This is a genomic window from Pseudonocardia humida (assembly GCF_023898865.1).
GTDB lineage: Bacteria > Actinomycetota > Actinomycetes > Mycobacteriales > Pseudonocardiaceae > Pseudonocardia > Pseudonocardia humida.
Window position 1 is genome coordinate 1 of record NZ_JAGSOV010000046.1, and the last position, 18,516, is coordinate 18,516.

An 18,516-nucleotide genomic window follows, 5' to 3' on the forward strand; every position below is an offset into this window, starting at 1 on the left:
GAGCAGGGGTTCGGCCCCTGCCGTCACGTCGACCCGCCCAGGGTTGCACTCCCGGAGAAACCCCCGCACGCCTGGCATCGAGCACGCTGCGGCTGGCATCAGAGGGTGCGGGGGCCTCCGGGCGTGCACGCTGAGCGCGCCGACGTGACGGCAGGGGCCTCGGGTGGGGTGTGGGAGCTTCGCGCCCACCAGGGCTCGCGCCCTCCGCGCCCCGGCCCGGCCCCGTGAGCGAGCGGCGCGTTCGGCCAGTGTTGGGCGAGAGCGCCTTTCGCCCAACACGATCGCGACTTCGTCAGGCGGGTGGCGCTTCCGCTCGGGTCGCCGGCGGAGCCCGCTGCAACCGCGCGACATGAACCTGATGGGGCTCGGAAGCGCCGATGAGCCCCATCAGGTTCATGTCGCGGGGGTGGGGATCTTGAGGGTCAGGGGGTGGGTTCGAACTCGGTGATGGCGTCGAGGGACGGGCCCATGGCGGCGTTGGCCTCGCGCTCGACCATGATCTCGACGAGCACCGGCAGCTGCGCCCGTTCGGACTCCGCGCCGGCCCAGGCCAGCGCGGCGGCGATGTCGCCGGGGCTCTCGACGCGTCGGGCGGGGCAGCCGAAGGCGTCCATGAGCTTCACGTGGTCGATGCCGCCCTCGCCGTAGTGCAGGTCCACGGCGTAGTTCATGTCGTAGCCCAGCTCGGCCTGCCGGATCAGCCCCAGGTACTCGTTGTTGACCATGACGATCACGAAGGGGATCCGGTACTGCGCGGCCACCGCGACCTCCTCCATGAGGAACTGGAAGGAGTAGTCGCCGACCACCGCCACCACGGGCCGGTCGGGGAACGCGCACTTGACCCCGATCGCCGCGGAGACCTCCCAGCCCAGTGGGCCGGCCTGCCCGCAGACCAGGTAGTGCCGGGGCCGGTAGGTGTGCTGGAACTGCCCGGACCAGATCTGGTAGAGCCCGATCGCGGTGACGAACGTGGTGTCCGGGCCGAAGTGCGCGTTCAGCTCGCGGTACACGCGCGGCGGCTTGATCGGCACGTCGTCGAAGTCGTCGCGGCGGGGCAGGGTGGCGCGCAGCTCGCCCACCCGGCGCACCCACTCGCCCGCGCGGCGGCCGCCTGCCTGGGCCTGCGCCTCCTTGGCCAGCGCGGCCAGCGCCGGCCGGGCGTGCCCGACGATGCCCAGGTCGGGTTCGAAGACCCGGCCGAGCTGGGTGGGCTCGATGTCGACGTGCACGAACCGCCTGCCGCGCCGGTAGGTCTGCAGGTCGCCGGTGTGCCGGTCGCCGAAGCGGGCGCCGACGGCCAGCACCAGGTCGCTCTCCAGGAACGCCGCGTTGCCCCAGCGCGTCTGGGTCTGGATGCCGGCCATCCCGGCGAACAGCGGGTGGTCCTCCGGGAAGGCGCCCTTGCCCATCAGCGTGACCTGCACCGGCACCTGCAGCTGCTCGGCCAGCTCGCGCAGCTCGGCGCACGCCTCGCCGCCGACGACGCCGCCACCGGCCAGGATCAGCGGGCGCTCGGCCTCGAGCAGCATCCGCACCGCGGCCCGGACCGGGCCGGCCGCCGGGACCGGCACCTCCACCGGCAGCGGGGCGTCCAGCTCGGGGTCGTAGCGGCACAGGCCCTTCTGGACGTCCACCGGCAGGTCGATGAGCACCGGCCCCGGTCGGCCCGAGCGGGCGATCCGGAACGCCTCGCGGAACACCCACGGCGCCTGCCCCGGCTCCTTGAGCTGCACCGCCCACTTCGTCACCGGCTTGGCGATCTCGACGATGTCGACGGCCTGGAACGCCTCCTGGTGCAGCTTCGCGAGCGGCGCCTGCCCGGTGATGCAGACGATCGGGACCGAGTCGGCCAGCGCCGTGTACAGCCCGGTGACCATGTTCGTGCCGGCCGGTCCCGACGTGCCGATGGACACGCCGACCTTGCCGGTGGCCCGGGCCCAGCCGTCGGCGGCGTGGGTGCCGCCCTCCTCGTGGCGCACGGTCAGGTGCCGGATGCCGCTGTGCTGCAGCGCGGCGTAGAGCGGCAGGATCGCCGCGCCCGGGACGCCGAACACGACGTCGACGCCCTCGGACTCCATGACCGCGACCGCGGCCCGCATGCATCCGATCACCGGTAGTCCCTTCCTGAGATCGTCTCCAGCACCATGAGCAGGGCGGAGTGGTCCAGGGCGCCCAGGCCCTGGGCGCGGGCGGCGGCCACCAGCTGGGCGACCACCCCGGTCACCGGCAGCGCCACGCCGGCGTCGCGGGCCGCGGCCAGCGCGATGCCCATGTCCTTGTGGTGCAGGTCGATGCGGAAGCCGGGGGTGAACTCGCGGGCGATCATCGAGGCCCGCTTGAGCTCCAGGACCCGGCTGGCGGCCAGGCCGCCGGCCAGCACGTCCAGCGCCGGGGCGGGGTCCACCCCGGACGCCTCCAGCAGCACGATCGCCTCGGCGACCAGCGCGTACGTGCCGGCCACGACGAGCTGGTTGGCCGCCTTGACGGTCTGGCCCGCCCCGCTCGGCCCGACGTGGACGACCGTGCCGCCGACGACGTCGAGCACCGGGCGGGCGGCCTCGACGTCCCCGGTCGCGCCCCCGACCATGATCGAGAGCGTGCCGTCGACGGCGCCCTTCTCGCCCCCGCTGACCGGTGCGTCCAGCGCGCGCACACCGCGCTCGGCGGCCTCGCGCGCCACCCGCTCGGCGACGTCGGGCCGGATCGTGGACGCGTCGACCAGCAGCAGGCCGGGCTTGGCGTGCTCCAGGACGCCGCCCGGCCCGAGGACGACCTCCTCGACCTGCGGCGAGTCCGGCAGCATCGTGACGACGACGTCGGCCTCGGTCGCCGCGGCCACCGAGCCGGCCGCGGTGCCGCCCGCGGCGACCAGCTGCCCGACGCGACCGGCGTCGACGTCGTGGCCGAGCACCTCGTGCCCGGCCCGGACCAGGTTGGCCGCCATCGGCGTGCCCATGATCCCCAGCCCGACGAACCCGATCCTGCTCATCGCTCTCCCCCGCTCGCGAACTCGTTCACCGGACCGCCTCCCGCGTTCCCCGCCGCTCCCGCGGCAGCCAGTCGAAGCTGTCCGCGCTGGGGCCGACGGGCCGGTACTCCAGCCCGACCCGGCCGCGGTAGCCGGCCGCGGCCAGCCGGTCGAGCACGGCGGGGAGGTCGAGTGACCCGGTTCCGGGCTGGCCCCGGCCGGGGGAGTCGGCGATCTGGACGTGGCCGAACCGGTCGGCGTGGGCCGTGACCACCTCGGCGATGGGCTCGCCCATGCGGGCCAGGTGGTAGAGGTCGGCCAGGAACGCCACGTTGGGCACGCCGTGGCCGAAGCGCAGCTGGTCGACGAGCGCCAGCGCGCCGCGCGACGTGGTGATCGGGTAGTGGGGGTTCTCCACCGAGTTCAGCGCCTCGATGACGACGGTGGCGCCGATGCGCGCCGCCGCCCGTGCCGCCAGCACCAGGTTCTGCACGGCCAGCTCGCGCTGGGCCGCGGAGCCCGCGCGGACGTCGCGGTTGCCGTAAAGGGCGTTGAGCACGGTGCAGCCGGTCGCCTCGGCGAACCCGACGGCGACGTCGATGTTGGCGCGGAACCGGGCGCTGTCGGTGGGCCGGGAGAGCAGCCCGCGGGCGCCCGCGGCCATGTCGCCTGCGTCGAAGTTGAGCGCGACCAGCCGCACGCCGGCGTCGTCCAGGGCGCGGTGCAGGGCGTCGAGGTCGCGGTCGGGCGGGGCGGGCTCGGCGAACGGCCACCACAGCTCGACGGCGTCGAAGCCGGCCGCGGCGGCCGCGGCGGGCCGGTCGAGCAGCGGCAGCTCGGTGAACAGGATGGACAGGTTGACGTCGTAGATGGGGGTGGTCGCTAGGACTGCGGGATCGGGCACGGGTGTCCCCTCTGTTGGGCCGGTCGACTGTATGCAGTATCCAATTGGCTGTCGAGAGGGGTTGTGCTCCCCGTCACTCTCGTTCAGTATCTGGCATACAGTATGGAGAGGAGCGCGGCATGGCCGAGGAGCGAACTCCCCACCCCCGCGACGTGGTCGACTGGTCCGGCCGGCACTACCGGATCGGCGAGGACCCGCGCGAGCTGATCGGCTGGCCGCGGTGGAGCGTGCTGGTCCAGGCCTGGGTGGCGATGGCCGCGGTGGGCGTCCTGCAGTACGGCTACGGGGCCGTCGCCCCCGCCCTCATGGCGCGCAACGGCTGGTCGGTGGTCGAGGTGTTCTGGCCGTTGGCCGGGTGGGTGGTGTTCCAGGCGGCGGTCGGGTTGCCGGCCGCCCAGCTGCGCGAGCGCGGGCGGGTCGGCCCCCGAGGGCTGGCGCTGGTCGGGGCGGGCTGCTGCGAGCTGGGCCTGCTCGCGCTGGCCTACAGCCCGCACCTGCCCGTCGTGCTGCTCGGGTACTCGGTGGTCGGCGGCACGGGCGCGGGGCTGGTCTACGCGGCGTGCACGTCCACGGTCGGGAAGTGGTACCCCGAGCGCAGCGCGGTGCGGGTGGGCTCGGTGACCGGCGCCTTCGCCTACGGCTCGGCGCCCGTCGTCGCGGGCGCCGTGCTCGGGCTGGGCCCGTCGGACCTGCGTCCGGCGCTGCTGGTCGCGGCCGCCGTGCTGTTCCTGCTGGTCGCCGCGGCCGGGCTGAACTTCACCGACCCGCCCGCGCGCTGGTGGCCCGCCCACGTCGACCCGCGCGAGTGGGCGCTGGGCGGGCGCGGCGCGGGCCGCCGCCGCACCCCACCGGCGATCCGCGAGTTCTCCGCACCGGAGGCCCTGCACACCCGGGCCCTCGTGGTGATGGCGCTGATCCTGATGTGCGCGGGCGCGGTCTCGCTGTTCGACGCCGCGTTCCTGGTGGTGCTGGCCGCGCCGCTGGGGGCGGGCGCGGTGGTGGTCGCGGTCGCCGCGGCCCTGGTGACCGGGCTCAACGGGGCGACGCGCGCACTGGCCGTCGGGGTGTCCGAGCGGATCGGGTGCCGTCGGGCGCTCGGCCTCGTGCTCGCGGTGCAGGCGCTGGGGCAGCTGCTGCTGGCCGCGGCCGTGCACACCGCGTCACCGGCGCTGCTGGTGGTGGCCGCGGCCGTGGCCGGCCTGGGCGGCGGGGCGTTCTACCCGCTGTTCGCCGCGCTGGCGCGCGAGTACTTCGGCGAGGACCGGGCGTCGGAGGTGCACGGCGTGGTCTACAGCGCCAAGGCGGGCAGCGGCGTGCTCGGCGTGGGCCTGGCCGCGTGGGCCGTCGTCGCCTGGGGCGCGGGCACGACGTTCCTGGTGGCCGCGGCGGTGGCGGTGGCCGCGGCGTGGGCGACGACCGCCCTGCGCAGGCCCGGGCTGCCGCGCACGCTGCCCGGAGTGCCCGCCTGCCGCGCCCCGCTGCCCGGGCTGACTACCTAGTGGCCCCTAGATCGCTTCGTCGCTGCGCGCGTCGGCCGCGGTGGCGGCGGTGCCCCGCTCGGCGGAGTGCTCCAGGTAGGACTGCCGGGTCAGCTCCGTGTGGTGGCGCATCGCGTCGGCGGAGCGGGCCGGGTCGCCCGCGGCGATGGCCTCGATGAGGTCGGCGTGCTCGCGCCAGGACTGGGCCCCGCGCCTGCGGGCCACCGAGCCGTAGTACCAGCTGACCCGGCGGTCGACCTGGGCGACGAGGTCGACCAGGACGTCGTTGCCCGACATCCGGGTGACCGCGGCGTGCAGCTCGGCGTTGGCCGCGATCATCGCCGGGACGTCGTCGGCGTCCACGGCGGCGACGCCGCGCCGGCAGATCTCGCGCAGGCCAGCGACGTCCTCCGGCGTGGCGCGCCCGGCCGCGAGGCGGGCGGACTCGGTCTCCAGGACGCCGCGGACGACGAGCAGCTGGTCGGCCTCCTCGACGGTGGGGGAGTGCACGAAGGCGCCCTGGCCCGGGCGCAGGTCGACCCAGCCGTCGTTCTTGAGCCACTGCAGCGCCTCGCGGACGGGCTGGCGGGAGACCCCCAGCGTCACCGCCAGCTCGTTCTCCACCAGGTGCTGGCCGGGCTGCAGCTCGCCGCTGACGATCATGTCGAGGATGGCGTTGTAGGCGCTCTCCCGCAGCGGCACCGGGCGGGAGATGCGCCGGGCGGGGGCGCCGGTGGACGACTCGGGCATTCGGGAACTCCCAGTGGGATGGGGCGCCGCGGTGGTGCGCGGCACCCGGTGGGCCAGGACGGACGCGACCGGCCGACTGCCCACAGCATACAAAATGCCGAGGGTCGCGCGCCGTGAAGACCCTCACGCGAAGGAGGGGCGTCGTCGGGCGTGCCGCGCGCCACGTGCGCTTGTTCGGGTGGCGAACAGCGACGTACGTTGGCGGGAGCCGGGGACCCCTTGGAGGCGTCGTGCACCCGCCAGCCAGCGTCGCACTGCACACCGTGTGGCACGCCTGGCGCCGCCACGTCGACCTGTGCCGCACCGCCACCGCGCTCTGTCCGGGCTGATCCCGTCCCCCTCCGTGCCGGCGGCACGCCGTCGGCGACCCCACCCCGAGGACAGAGCGATGACCAGCACGATCAGCACGATCCGCCGGGCGGGCCGGCGATGACCGCGTTCACCCGGGCCCGGATGCACCTGGGCGTCGAGATCGACGGCGCCGGGCACCACCCGGCCGCCGCCGGCCGCACCGGCGCCGACCCGCGGGCGCTCTCCGGCGTCGGCCACCACCTCGCCATGGCCATGGCCGCCCGGCGCGGGCTCGACTTCGTCGCCCTGCCGGGTGGCGGCGAGACGGCCGCGTTGGAGCTGGCCACCCGGATCGGCCCGGTGGTCAGCGGCATCGACCTGCTCCCGGCCGCGCCGGTCACCGACGTCGACGACCCCACCGCCGCCCTGACGGCCTTCGCCGCCACCTCGGCGGGCCGGGTCGGCTGGCAGCCCGCCCCGCCGGGGGCCGACCAGCGCTGGGACGAGGTCGCCCGGGTCGTCGAGCGCGTGGCCCTGCGCTGGTCGGCGCCGCTGCGCGGATCCGCGACCCCGCCGCTGACCGTGCTGCGCGGCGACGACCCGGCCGCGCTGCCCGTTCTGGCCCGCTGGGCCGACGTCGTCCGGATCTCCGCACCCGGCCTGGACGCCGCGCACGAGACCCGCTCCCGGGTGCGGACGGCCGTCGCGGCGGCCGGTCGCGACCCCGACGACGTGGCCGTGCTGCTGGACGTCGAGGTGCACCTGGCCGCCGACCGGCACCGCGCCCGCGCCGAGCTCGCCCGGCTCGACGCCGTCCGGCCCGCCCCGGCGTCGTCGGTCCGGGTGCTCGGCCCGGCGGGCGACCTCGCCGACCTGGTCGGGGCCGCGCTGCGGCTGGGCGCCGCCGACGGCATCACCCTGCAGCCGCTGGTCCTGCCCGACGACCTGCGCCGCGTCGTCGACGAGGCCGTCCCGCTGCTGGCCGGGCGCGGCCTGCTGCGCTCCGGCTGGGCGGGCGTGCTGCGTCGGCCCGGCGCTGGCCGGGACCTGGTCGCCGCGGGTGCGCCGTGGCGGCAGCGGAGCGCCTGACCAACCGTCGCCGCGCCGGCCGCCCCGACTAGCCGGGATCGGCCGGCGCTGCCCGCCGGTCGCCGGCCCGCCGGGCGGCGGCGGAGGCCGAGGTCACCAGCGCCTCCAGCGGACCCCGGCCGAACCGCCGGCGCCACACCCAGGCCAGCGCGAGACCGCCGACCACCATGCCGACGAACAGCAGCCCCGGTCGGTCGTCGAGGATGCCGGTCGCCAGCAGCACCAGGTGCCCCGAGTACAGGGTCAGCGACATGGCGCCCGCGGCGGCCAGCGGCGAGAGCGCCTTGATGACGGCCGGGACGCGGCTCAGCAGCAGCGCGGCGCCCAGCACGGCCGCGGCCGAGCCGAGAGTGTGCAGCACGTCGACCGTGGTGTGCGAGTGCGGGGCGGGGATGGCGAGGTAGTCCCACGATGACGAGCGCTCGGGTGACCAGAGCAGCTCGGAGACCGCGGCCGGGTCGTCGTCGCGGTCGTCCTGCTCGATCAGCCGCCGGAGCCCGCCCATCGGGTTCAGCAGCACCGCCGACGCGACGCGGGCGGTCGCGGCGAGCGCCGCCCCGCCGAGCAGCAGCACCCACGCCAGGCGCGGCGAACGCAGGTCGAGCCGCCCGATCGCCATCCCCGCGCAGAGGTAGGCCAGGTAGACCACGACGGGGTACTCACCGGTGAGCAGGAGCAGCGCGAGCAGTCCGCCCGGGTCCCGGACCAGCATCGCGAGCGTCGGCTCGCCCCCCGGTTCGGCGAAGGGCAGCTCGGCGCCCGCCGTCGCCACCAGGAGCAGCGGACCCAGCGCGATCGCGGCGGCGGCCACCCCGAGCAGGACCGGGACCGGGGCGCCGAGCAGCGGGATCGCGAGCAGGAAGAGCAGCGCGTAGAACGGCAGGATCCCGTCGATGCCGTTCGCGGCGCCGAGGTGGCCCAGCACCAGGCCGATCACGCCGATCAGGGCGGCCCGGACCGCGAGGCCCGCGGACGCCGACACCCGCTCCCGCCCGCGGACACCCCGGCGGCCACCCGACAGGAACGCCAGGCTGACCCCGGCGAGGAGGACGAAGGTCGTCGCCGCCCGCCCGCCCGCCACGACGTGGACGAGCCCCGGACGGCCGTCGTCGTCCAGCGAGTCGAAGACGTGCGTCGCCGCCATCCCCACCAGCGCCAGCCCGCGCGCGATGTCGACCCCCGCGACGCGCGGCCGGGGACCTGGGGCGGCGGCGGTCCCGCCGCCGTCGATCGGGGCGCGCCCCGGGGGGACGGCGCGCTCTCCGGGCACCGGAACCGCAGTCGACACAGGAGCCACTCCTCGAACGGGCCCGCCGGCGCGGACCGTGCGTCGCGCCACGGATGCGGAAGCCCATGGAGCCGCCAACCCTGGCCCCGATCGTGTCCCGGGCCGAGGGGGCAGCCCCCACCCTCGCGCGGAGCCAGCCCCCGGTCGCGGGTGGGATCAGCCCTACCCAGGGGCCGTCGTCCGCCCAGGGGGTCGGGATAGCCCCAGTCGATCTCGGGGGAGCACCCCCACCCCCCGACGTGTCGGCCCCATCGCTCGGACGGGTCCGTGGCGCCACTCTTCTCGGCACAGCGCCCGAACTCGGGCCTGCGGCGGGTCGAGACGGCGGCGTCGCAGGTCGTCTCCGCCGCACTTCTGGGGGAACACCATGCCAGTCATCACCGCTCCGCAGGACTTCAACTCCGACGACCTGTTCGTCGACCTGCGCTCGACCGTGGGGTTCTCGCTGTTCCTCAAGTGCGAGGGCTTCAACTTCGCCGGCTCGGTCAAGCTCAAGGCGGCCCGGGGCATGGTGGAGGCCGCGGAGCGCAGCGGCGTGCTGCGGCCCGGGTCGATCCTGATCGAGTCGTCGTCGGGCAACCTCGGCGTGGCGCTGAGCATGATCGCGGCGAGCAAGGGCTACCGGTTCGTCTGCGTGACCGACTCGCGCTGCAACCTGACCACCCGGCTGCTGATGGAGGCGCTCGGCGCCGAGGTGCACACGGTCACCGAGCCCGAGCCGGTCGGCGGGCTGCTCGCGGCCCGGCTCAACCACGTCCGCGCCCGGTGCGCGGCCGACGCGCGCTACGTCTGGCTCGACCAGTACCGCAACGTCGAGGCCTGGAAGGCGCACTACTGCACCACCGGCCCGGCGATCGCCCGGCAGTTCCCGGACCTGGACGTGCTCTTCGTCGGAGCCGGCACCACCGGCACGCTGATGGGCTGCGCGCGCTACTTCCGCCGCTGGCACCCGTCGGTGCGGATCGTCGCGGTCGACCCGGTCGGCTCGGTGAGCTTCGGGACGCCGGCGGGCCGCCGGCTGATCCCCGGCCTGGGCATGAACGTCCGGCCCCCGCTGCTGGACGAGTCGTTCATCGACGACGTCGTCCACGTCGAGGAGGCCGACGCGATCCGCGCCTGCCACGGGCTGGCCCGGCGCGGCTTCCTGTTCGGCGGCTCGACCGGGACGGTGGTCAGCGGGGCGACGCGCTGGCTGACCGACCGCGAGGCCCACCAGCTGACCGCGGTGGCGATCTCCCCGGACCTGGGTGAGCGCTACCTCGACACCCTCTACCAGGCGAACTGGATCCACCACCTGTACGGCGAGGACGTGCTCGGCGCCGACGGGCTCGGGGTCGACGAGCTCGGCGTCGACGTCCCGGCCGCCCGGCCCCGGCCGGCCGCCGCGGGTATGACCGCGACCTCCACCCGGAGCCCGCGATGACCGCACTGGGTCGGGGCACGCGCCCCCACACCGCGGGCGACGCCGGGCGTCCCAGCCCGCGTCCCCGGCTGCGCGCCCTCCCGCGCCCGCGTGCGCGCTCGGCGGGCCGGGAGCGCGGGCCCGAGCCCGAGCCCGACCTGCTCGCCGCCTCGTCGGCGATGGAGCCGCGGGTGCCGCTGTCGGAGCTGGTCCTGGTGGACCGGAACGAGGCCCAGGGCTGGCGGGTCCGCCAGGACGAGCGCCTGGACCGCCTGTTCGAGGAGCGCTGCGACTGGGTCCGCACCTACGGCCCGCCCGGGCAGCTCGCCGTGGACGCCGAGGACTTCGCGCTCACCTACGACCAGCTCGACGTCCGGGCCAACCGGCTCGCCCGCTACCTGCGCCTGCACGGGGCCGGCGCGGGCGACCGCATCGCCCTGCTGCTGACCAGGCCGACCGACGCCTACGTGGCGGCGCTGGCCGTGCTCAAGGTCGGCGCGGCCTACGTCCCGCTGGACGCCGGGCTGCCCGCCGACCGCGCGGCCGCCATCGTCGCGGACGCGCGGGTGCGCCTGGTGCTGGCGACGGCGGCCGAGACCGCGGCGCCGTCGCGGATCGCGGCGCTGGTCGCGGCGGGCGCCGAGGTGCTGCGGATCGACGCGGCCGCGGCGCTCATCGCCGAGCAGGACGGGCGCCGGCTGCTCGACGTCGAGCGGGGGATCCGGCCGGGGCAGCTGGCCTGCATCACCTACTCCGCGGGTGCCGACGGCCGCCCCACCGGCGTGGCCGTGGACCACCGCAGCATCGCCAACTTCGTCAAGGTCGCCGCCGAGGTCTACGGGATCCGCCCGTGGGACCGGGTCTACCAGGGCAGCAGCCTCGCGTTCGACTTCTCCGTCGAGGAGGTCTGGGTGCCGCTGGCGGTCGGCGCCACCCTGGTGCCGCGCCCGGCAGGCCCGGTTCCGCACGGCCGCGACCTGCACGCGTTCCTCGCCGCCCGCCGCATCAGCGCGCTGTGCTGCGTCCCGGCCCAGCTGGCCGGCCTCGACGACCTGCCCGAGCTGCGGTTCGTGCTGGTGGCGCGGGCGGCCTGCCCGCCGGAGCTGGTCCGCAGGTGGTACCGACCCGGACGGCGCATGCTCAACGTCTACGGCCCGGCCGAGGCGACGGTGTCGACCACCTGGACCGAGCTGCACCCCGACCGGCCGGTGACGATCGGCGTCCCGCTGCCCACCTACAGCACGGTGATCCTCGACCCGGCCGACCCCTACCGCGCGCTGACGCACGGGCGGGTCGGCGAGATCGGCATCGCCGGGATCGGGCTCGCCTGCGGCTACCTCGGCCGCGACGACCTCACCGAGCGGGCGTTCATCCCGGACTTCCTGGGGATCCCGGCGAACCCGTCCGGGCGCATCTACCGCACCGGCGACCTGGGCCGGGTCAACTCCGACGGCGAGATCGAGTACCACGGCAGGCTGGGCGGGCCGGTGGCCCGCCACGACCGCACGGTGCCGGTCGCGACAGGGCTGGCCGCGCGCAGCGGGGCCGGGGACGCCGCCCCCGTGGCGCCGACCCGCGACATCGTGCTGCCGGCGCCGACCCCGGTTCCGGCGCCCACCCCGGCTCCGGCTCCGGCTCCGGCTCCGGCTCCGGCTCCGACTCCGGCTCCGACTCCGACCCCGGCACCGGACTCCGCGCAGGCCCGGACGGTGCGGCTGAGCCCCACCCCGCGGCCGCGACCGGCCGCGGCGCCGGAGGCGGATTCGGCGCAGGGCCGGACGGTGCCGGTGCCGACCTCGGCCCCGGACCCGGCGCCGGAGGCGGACTCCGCGCAGGGCCGGACCGTGCCGGTGACCCAGCCGACCTCGGCCCCGGACCCGGAGGCGGACTCCGCGCAGGGCCGGACGGTGCCGGTGTCACGGCCGACCCCGTCCCCGGCTCCGGCGCCCGCTCCGACGGTGCGGCTGACCCCGGGACCGGTCCCGACCCCGTCCCCGGCGCCCGCTCCGACGGTGCGGCTGACCCCGGGGCCGGCCCCCATCCCGGCTCCGGCGCCCGCCCCGACGGTGCGGCTGACGCCGACGCCGCGGCCGAGCCCCACCCCGCGGCCGAAGCCGGCTCCCGCCCTCGCCCCCGCCCCCGCTCCCGCCCCGGCCCCCGCGCCGCCGGCCGGCGCCGGGGACGGCATCGCCGCCGCGCTGGCCGAGGTGCTGGCCGGGGTGCTCGAGCGGGAGTCCGTCCCGGTGGACGCCAACGTCTTCGAGGACCTCGGTGCGGACTCGATGGTGATGGCGCGGTTCTGCGCGCGGGTGCGCAAGCGCGACGACCTGCCGACGGTGTCGATGAAGGACGTCTACGCGCACCCGACGATCGGTCGCCTGGCCACCGCGTTCGCCCCGGCCCCCGCGCCCGCCCCGGCGCCCGCCGCGGACGGTGCGGGCGAGCCGGCCGCGGTCGCGGTCCTCACGGCGGCGTTCGCCGAGGTCCTGGCGGCGGTGCTGGAGCTGGAGTCCGTCCCGGCCGACGCCAACGTCTTCGACGACCTCGGTGCGGACTCGATGGTGATGGCGCGGTTCTGCGCGCGGGTGCGCAAGCGCGACGACCTGCCCACGGTGTCGATGAAGGACGTCTACGCGCACCCCAGCGCCGCGTCCCTCGCCGCGGCGTTCGCGCCCACCCCGGCGCCCGCGGCCGACGCCGCCGCCGTGCACGAGGTCGTCCAGGCGAGCCCGGCCGACCAGGCCGACCTGCCGCTGATCACGGGCGCGATCCCGGTGCTCACCGCCGCGACGGTCGACACGCGGCCCCCGGGCCCGCGGACCGGGCGACCGCACCGCCTCCTGTGCGCGGTGGTGCAGCTGCTCGTCCTGCTCGGGTACCCGGCCCTGCTCAGCATCGGCGCCGTCATCGGCATCGAGTGGATCGCCACGGCCCCGGACCTGCTCGAGCTCTACCTGCGCTCCGTCGTGGTCGGCGCCATCCAGTTCGTGGCCATGTGCACGATCCCGGTGCTGGTCAAGTGGCTGCTGGTCGGTCGCTGGACGCCGCGCCAGATCCCCGTCTGGAGCCTGGCGTACCTGCGCTTCTGGATCGTCCGCACGCTCGTGCAGCGCAGCCCGATGACGCTGTTCGTCGGGTCGCCGCTCTACCTGGTCTACCTCCGGGCGCTCGGGGCCCGGATCGGGGCCGGCGCCGTGGTCTTCTCCAGGACGGTGCCCGTGTGCACCGACCTGCTCACCATCGGCGCCGGCGCGGTGATCCGGAAGGACTCGTCCTTCACCGGCTACCGGGCCCAGAACCAGGTGATCCAGACCGGCCCGGTCACGATCGGCGCGGACGTCCTCGTCAGCGAGGCGACCGTGCTGGACATCCAGACCTCGCTGGGCGACGGCGCCCAGCTCGGCCACACCTCCGCGCTGCACACCGGGCAGGCCGTGCCCGCGGGCGAGCACTGGCACGGTTCGCCGGCCCGCCCGACGGACGTCGACTACCGCCGGGTCGCCCCGGTCCGGTGCGGCCGGGCGCGCCGGGCGCTGTTCTCCGTCGTGCAGTTGCTGAACCTGCTGCTGGTGGCCCTGCCGCTGGCCGCAGGCGGGCTGATCCTGGTGGCCGGGCAGATCCCGCAGCTCGTCGAACTGGTCGGGACCGGCCCCTTCGCGTTCACCAGCCTGGACTTCTACCTGCACGTGCTGGTGGCGTCCACGGTGCTGTTCTTCGGGTTCGTGGTGCTGGGTCTCGCGTTCGCCACGACCGTCCCACGCGTGCTGGGCCTGCTGGTCCGGCCGGACCGGACCTACCCGCTCTACGGCTTGCACTACTGGGCCCAGCGGGTGATCGCGCGGACGACCAACCGGAAGTTCTTCACCCAGCTCACCGGCGACAGCTCGTTCGTCGTCGGCTACCTGCGCAGCATCGGCTACGGGCTGCGGCCGGTGGAGCAGACCGGGTCGAACTTCGGGGCCGAGGTGCGCCACGACAACCCGTACCTGGTCTCGGTCGGGACGGGGACCGTGGTCGCCGACGGCCTGTCGATCGTCAACGCGGACTACTCGAACACGTCGTTCCGCATGTCCCGGGTGACGGTCGGGCGGCACAACTTCCTCGGCAACAACATCATCTACCCGGCCGGCGGTCGGACGGGCGACGACTGCCTGCTCGCGACGAAGGTGATGGTCCCGATCGACGGACCGGTGCGCGAGGGCGTGGGCCTGCTCGGCTCGCCCAGCTTCGAGATCCCGCGCTCGGTGCAGCGCGACGTCGGGCTCGGCGGACAGAGCCCCGACGAGCTGCGCCGCCTGCTCGCCGCCAAGGCCCGGCACAACCTCGTCTCGATGGCGCTGTTCCTGCTGGTTCGGTGGTTCTACATCACGCTGCTGCTGCTCGTCGGCGCCGTCGCCGCGGACCTGCACCACGCGTGGGGCCCCGTGGTGGCCGTGCTGGTCGACGCGTTCCTCGTGCTGGTCGGGGTCGGTTACCACGTCGCGATCGAGCGTGCCTGCACGCGGCTGGAAGCCCTTCGCCCGCAGGGCTGCTCGATCTACGACCGCGCCTTCTGGCGCCACGAGCGCTACTGGAAGGTGCCGGTGCGCACCTACATGCCGCTGTTCAACGGCACTCCGATGAAGACCGGCCTGTGGCGGCTGCTCGGGGTCCGGGTCGGCCGGGGGGTCTTCGACGACGGCCTAATGCTGCCGGAGAAGACCTTCGTCAGCATCGGCGACGGCTGCACCTTCAACACCGGCAGCGTCGCCCAGTGCCACTCCCAGGAGGACGGCGCGTTCAAGTCCGACCGCATCGAGATCGGCTCGGGCGTGACCCTCGGCGTCGGGGCCTTCGTCCACTACGGCACGACCATCGGCGAGGACGCGGTGCTGGCCGCCGACTCCTTCCTGATGAAGGGCGAGGAGATGCCCGCCAACGCGCGCTGGGGCGGCAACCCGGCCGCGCGGATGCGCAAGCACTCGCCCGACCTGCAGGCCCACCTGGCCGGCCGGCGCGACGACGGCGCCGCGCTCGTCCGCGGCGCATGACATCCCGGCAACGACGACAGCGAAGGACCGGAGTGATGGAGAAGACGACTGTGGACCGGGAGTTCTGGCGGGACGTGCTGCGGGCGGGCGGGGCGACCGCGCTGCCCCGGTGGACGTCGACGCCGACGGCGGGGGCGGCCGCGCACGAGGCCGCGGTCCCCGCGGACGTCGTGGCGGGCCTGCACCGACTGGCCGACGAGCTGGACGTGCCGGTCGGCGCGCTGCTGGTGGCCGCGCACGCCAAGGTGCTCACCGCGCTGGCCGGGGAGACCGAGGTCGTCACCGGCTACCCGGCCGCCGCGGGCGGGCCGGCGCTGCCGTGCGGGCTGACGACCGCGCCCGGCACCTGGCGGGAGCTGGTGCGGGAGGTCGCCGGGGTGGTGGCGCGGCTGCGCGTCCACGCCGGCGTGGACGTCGACGAGCTGCGCCGGGAGCTGGGCGTGCCCGGTCCGTCGTTCGAGACGGTGGTCGACCCGACCGGCACCGACACCGCCCTCACCGGCGGCGTCGTCCTGGTGCTGGGTGCGGCGCCGGGGCTCGACCGGCTGCGCGTGCGGTACCGCACCGACGTGCTGGACGCGGACGCCGCCGCGCGGATCGCCGGCTACCACGTCAGGGCGCTGGAGCTGATCGCGGCCGACCCGGCGGCCGAGCACCGGCGGCAGAGCCTGCTCTCGGCCGCCGAGCTGCGCTTCCAGCTCGAGGGCCTGGCCGGGCCCCGGCGCGAGCTGCCGGACCTGCGCGCCCACGAGCTGTTCGAGCAGCGGGTCGCGGAGCACCCGGAGGCCGTCGCGGCGGTGCAGGGCGACCGGTCCTGGACCTACCGCGAGCTCAACGCCCGGGCCAACCGGCTGGCCCGGGCCCTGCTGGCGCGGGGCCTGCGCCGCGAGGGCGTCGTGGCGGTGGTGACCGAGCGGAACCTGGACTGGATGGCCGCGGTCCTGGCGGTCTTCAAGGCGGGCGGGGTCTACCTGCCGATCGAGCCGCACTTCCCGGCCGACCGGATCGCCACGACCCTGTCGCGGGCGGACTGCGGGCTGGTGCTGACCGAGCCGGGCAGCACCACCGGTCTGGACGAGGCGCTCGGCGGGCTGCCGGACGTGCGGCGGGTGCTCATCGACGACGCCTGCGCCGAGGACCGCGGCGACGGCGACCTGGGCGTGCCGGTCGCGGCGGACCAGCTCGCCTACATCTACTTCACCTCGGGCTCGACCGGGCAGCCCAAGGGCGCCATGTGCGAGCACGCCGGGATGCTCAACCACCTGTTCGCCAAGATCGACGACCTGGGGATCCGCGAGGCGCGGGTGGTCGCCCAGGTCGCCCCGCAGTGCTTCGACATCTCGCTGTGGCAGCTGGTGGCCGCGGTGCTGGTCGGCGGGCGGACCGTGATCGTCGAGCAGGACGTCGTCCTCGACGTCGACCGGTTCGTCGACACGATCGCCGCGCAGCGCGTCGCGGTGCTGCAGGTCGTGCCGTCCTACCTGGAGGTCGTCCTCACCCACCTGGGCCGGTACGGCCGCGCCCTGCCGGACCTGCGCTGCGTCTCGGCCACCGGCGAGGCGCTCAAGGTCGAGCTGGTGCAGCGGTTCTTCGCCGCGCTGCCCGGGCTCGCGCTGGTCAACGCATACGGGCTGACCGAGACCTCCGACGACACCAACCACGAGGTCATGACCGAGCCCCCGGCCGACGACCGCGTCCCGCTGGGGCCCGCGGTCGGCAACGTCCGGGTCTACGTGGTCGACGAGAACCTGTCCCCGGTGCCGCTGGGCGCCCCCGGCCTGATCAGCTTCTCCGGGGTCTGCGTCGGGCGCGGGTACGTCAACGACCCCGAGCGCACCGCGGCGGCCTACATGGACGACCCGCACCGTCCGGGCGAGCGGCTGTACCTGGGCGGCGACTACGGCCGCTGGCGCCCCGACGGCAAGCTCGAGTTCCTCGGCCGCCGCGACTCCCAGGTGAAGATCTCCGGGTTCCGGATCGAGCTGGGCGAGATCGACAACGCCCTGCTCGGGGTGCCGGGGGTGCGCGACGGCGCGGTCGTGGTGGCCGAGCGGCCGGACCGGAGCAAGCACCTGGTGGCGTTCTACGCCGGGCCGACCGCGCTGGACCCCGAGCTGATCCGGGCGCGGCTGGGCGCCTCGCTGCCGCACTACATGGTCCCGGCCCTGCTCCACTGGCGCGAGCGGCTGCCGCTGACCGGCAACGGCAAGATCGACACCAAGGCGCTGACCGCGCTCGCCGCCGAGCTCGGCGCCGGGGACGGCGCCGGCGCCGACGGGCCCGCCACGCCGACCGAGGAGCGGCTCGCCGTGGCCTGGTCCGGGGTGCTCGGCGTGCCGCAGGACCACATCGGCCGTCGCGACGACTTCTTCGACCGGGGCGGCTCCTCGATATCCGCGGTCCGGCTGGTGGTCGCGATGAACCGCGAGGTGTCGCTCAAGGACGTCACCGGGCACCCGGTCCTCGCCGACCTCGCCGCGCTGGTCGACACCCGGGCGCGGCAGCGCAGCGAGCCGGTCGCCGGCCCGGGCGGCGGGCTGCTGCAGCAGCTCTCGGACCCCGCCGGGTCGCGGGCCCCGGCGCTGGTCTGCTTCCCCTACGCCGGCGGCAACGCGGTGAACTTCCGGCCCATGGCGAAGGCCCTGGAGGGCAGCGGCACACCCGTGTACGCCGTCGAGCTGCCCGGCCACGACCTGGTGGCCGAGCGCGAGCCGTTCGCGCCGCTGCCGCGGATCGTCGAGCAGGTCGTCGACGAGATCATCGCGCGCAGGCTGTGGCGGGTGCGGCTGTGGGGCCACTCCTCGGGGGCGGCCATGGCGGTCGCGGCGGCCCGGTTGCTGGAGGAGCGCGGCGTCACCGTCGAGCGGGTGTTCCTGGCCGCGCAGCTGGCCGGGACGGCGACGGCCCGGCGGGCCGCGGCCGCCGCGACGGCCGCGCGCGCCACGGCCGCGATCGCCGCCGAGCTGAGCTCCGACAGCGGCTACTCCGAGCTCGGGGAGCTGGACGCGCAGCGCGCCGGGCACGTCGCCGCCGCCTACCGGCACGACTGCGCGTCCGCGCACGAGTACCTCGCCGATGCGCTGGAGGCCGGCTCGCCGCGCCGGGTCGCCGCCCCGGTGACCGTCGTCGTCGCCGCCGACGACCCGAGCACGGCCGGCTACCCGGACCGGCACCGCGAGTGGGAGTTCCTCGGCGACGACATCGCCGTGCACGAGCTCCCCGACGGCGGCCACTACTTCCTGCGCACCCGCCCCGACCAGGCGGCGGCCGCCGTCCTGCACGCCTCCGAACTGCTGACCACGTCCTGACCCGGATC

General features: G+C 75.7%; 11 protein-coding genes. 6 read left to right on the top strand and 5 right to left on the bottom strand.

What is annotated here, in order from left to right; genetic code table 11:
• Window positions 1-422: 422 nt before the first annotated feature.
• From gcl to KDL28_RS22010, 3 genes are read right to left on the bottom strand one after another with little or no spacing between them, the layout of a single operon-like run.
• On the bottom strand, window positions 423-2,099 hold the full coding sequence (gene gcl, locus KDL28_RS22000) for a glyoxylate carboligase (RefSeq protein ID WP_252441510.1): 1,677 nt from the start codon (window positions 2,097-2,099) through the stop codon (window positions 423-425).
• 8 nt (window positions 2,100-2,107) lie between these two features.
• A complete protein-coding gene (locus KDL28_RS22005; RefSeq protein WP_252441357.1) occupies window positions 2,108-2,989 on the bottom strand; it encodes a 2-hydroxy-3-oxopropionate reductase in 882 nt (293 codons plus the stop codon).
• A 25-nt stretch (window positions 2,990-3,014) separates the two neighbouring features.
• Window positions 3,015-3,872, bottom strand: coding sequence for a hydroxypyruvate isomerase family protein (locus KDL28_RS22010; protein WP_252441358.1), 858 nt, complete (start codon window positions 3,870-3,872; stop codon window positions 3,015-3,017).
• A gap of 119 nt (window positions 3,873-3,991) precedes the next feature.
• Between KDL28_RS22010 and KDL28_RS22015 the strand changes: the two genes are divergently transcribed.
• Entirely contained in the window at window positions 3,992-5,371 is a 1,380-nt protein-coding gene (locus KDL28_RS22015) for an MFS transporter (protein ID WP_252441359.1), read from the top strand.
• 6 nt (window positions 5,372-5,377) lie between these two features.
• Here the strand turns inward: KDL28_RS22015 and KDL28_RS22020 are convergent, their stop codons facing one another.
• Window positions 5,378-6,100, bottom strand: a complete 723-nt coding sequence (locus tag KDL28_RS22020; protein WP_252441360.1) for a GntR family transcriptional regulator — start codon at window positions 6,098-6,100, stop codon at window positions 5,378-5,380.
• 263 nt (window positions 6,101-6,363) lie between these two features.
• Here KDL28_RS22020 and KDL28_RS42165 point away from each other — a divergent pair, with 263 nt between their 5' ends.
• Together KDL28_RS42165 and KDL28_RS22025 are read left to right on the top strand one after the other, a co-directional pair.
• Window positions 6,364-6,429 (top strand): putative leader peptide, encoded by a 66-nt coding sequence (locus KDL28_RS42165; protein WP_372497045.1) that lies wholly within the window; start codon window positions 6,364-6,366, stop codon window positions 6,427-6,429.
• A 100-nt stretch (window positions 6,430-6,529) separates the two neighbouring features.
• Window positions 6,530-7,480 (top strand): LLM class flavin-dependent oxidoreductase, encoded by a 951-nt coding sequence (locus tag KDL28_RS22025; protein ID WP_252441361.1) that lies wholly within the window; start codon window positions 6,530-6,532, stop codon window positions 7,478-7,480.
• A gap of 28 nt (window positions 7,481-7,508) precedes the next feature.
• Here KDL28_RS22025 and KDL28_RS22030 read toward each other — a convergent pair whose 3' ends face one another.
• Window positions 7,509-8,768, bottom strand: a complete 1,260-nt coding sequence (locus KDL28_RS22030) for a heparan-alpha-glucosaminide N-acetyltransferase domain-containing protein (RefSeq protein WP_252441362.1) — start codon at window positions 8,766-8,768, stop codon at window positions 7,509-7,511.
• Between the two features lie 367 nt (window positions 8,769-9,135).
• Here KDL28_RS22030 and sbnA point away from each other — a divergent pair, with 367 nt between their 5' ends.
• From sbnA to KDL28_RS22045, 3 genes are read left to right on the top strand one after another with little or no spacing between them, the layout of a single operon-like run.
• Window positions 9,136-10,191, top strand: coding sequence for a 2,3-diaminopropionate biosynthesis protein SbnA (gene sbnA, locus KDL28_RS22035; protein ID WP_252441363.1), 1,056 nt, complete (start codon window positions 9,136-9,138; stop codon window positions 10,189-10,191).
• Window positions 10,188-15,200, top strand: a complete 5,013-nt coding sequence (locus KDL28_RS22040; RefSeq protein ID WP_252441364.1) for a Pls/PosA family non-ribosomal peptide synthetase — start codon at window positions 10,188-10,190, stop codon at window positions 15,198-15,200. Before sbnA ends, KDL28_RS22040 begins: the two co-directional genes overlap by 4 nt.
• 35 nt (window positions 15,201-15,235) lie before the next feature.
• Window positions 15,236-18,508 carry a non-ribosomal peptide synthetase gene (locus KDL28_RS22045; protein WP_252441365.1) on the top strand — a complete coding sequence of 1,091 codons (3,273 nt, stop codon included), beginning with the start codon at window positions 15,236-15,238 and terminating at the stop codon, window positions 18,506-18,508.
• The last annotated feature ends 8 nt before the right edge of the window (window positions 18,509-18,516 follow it).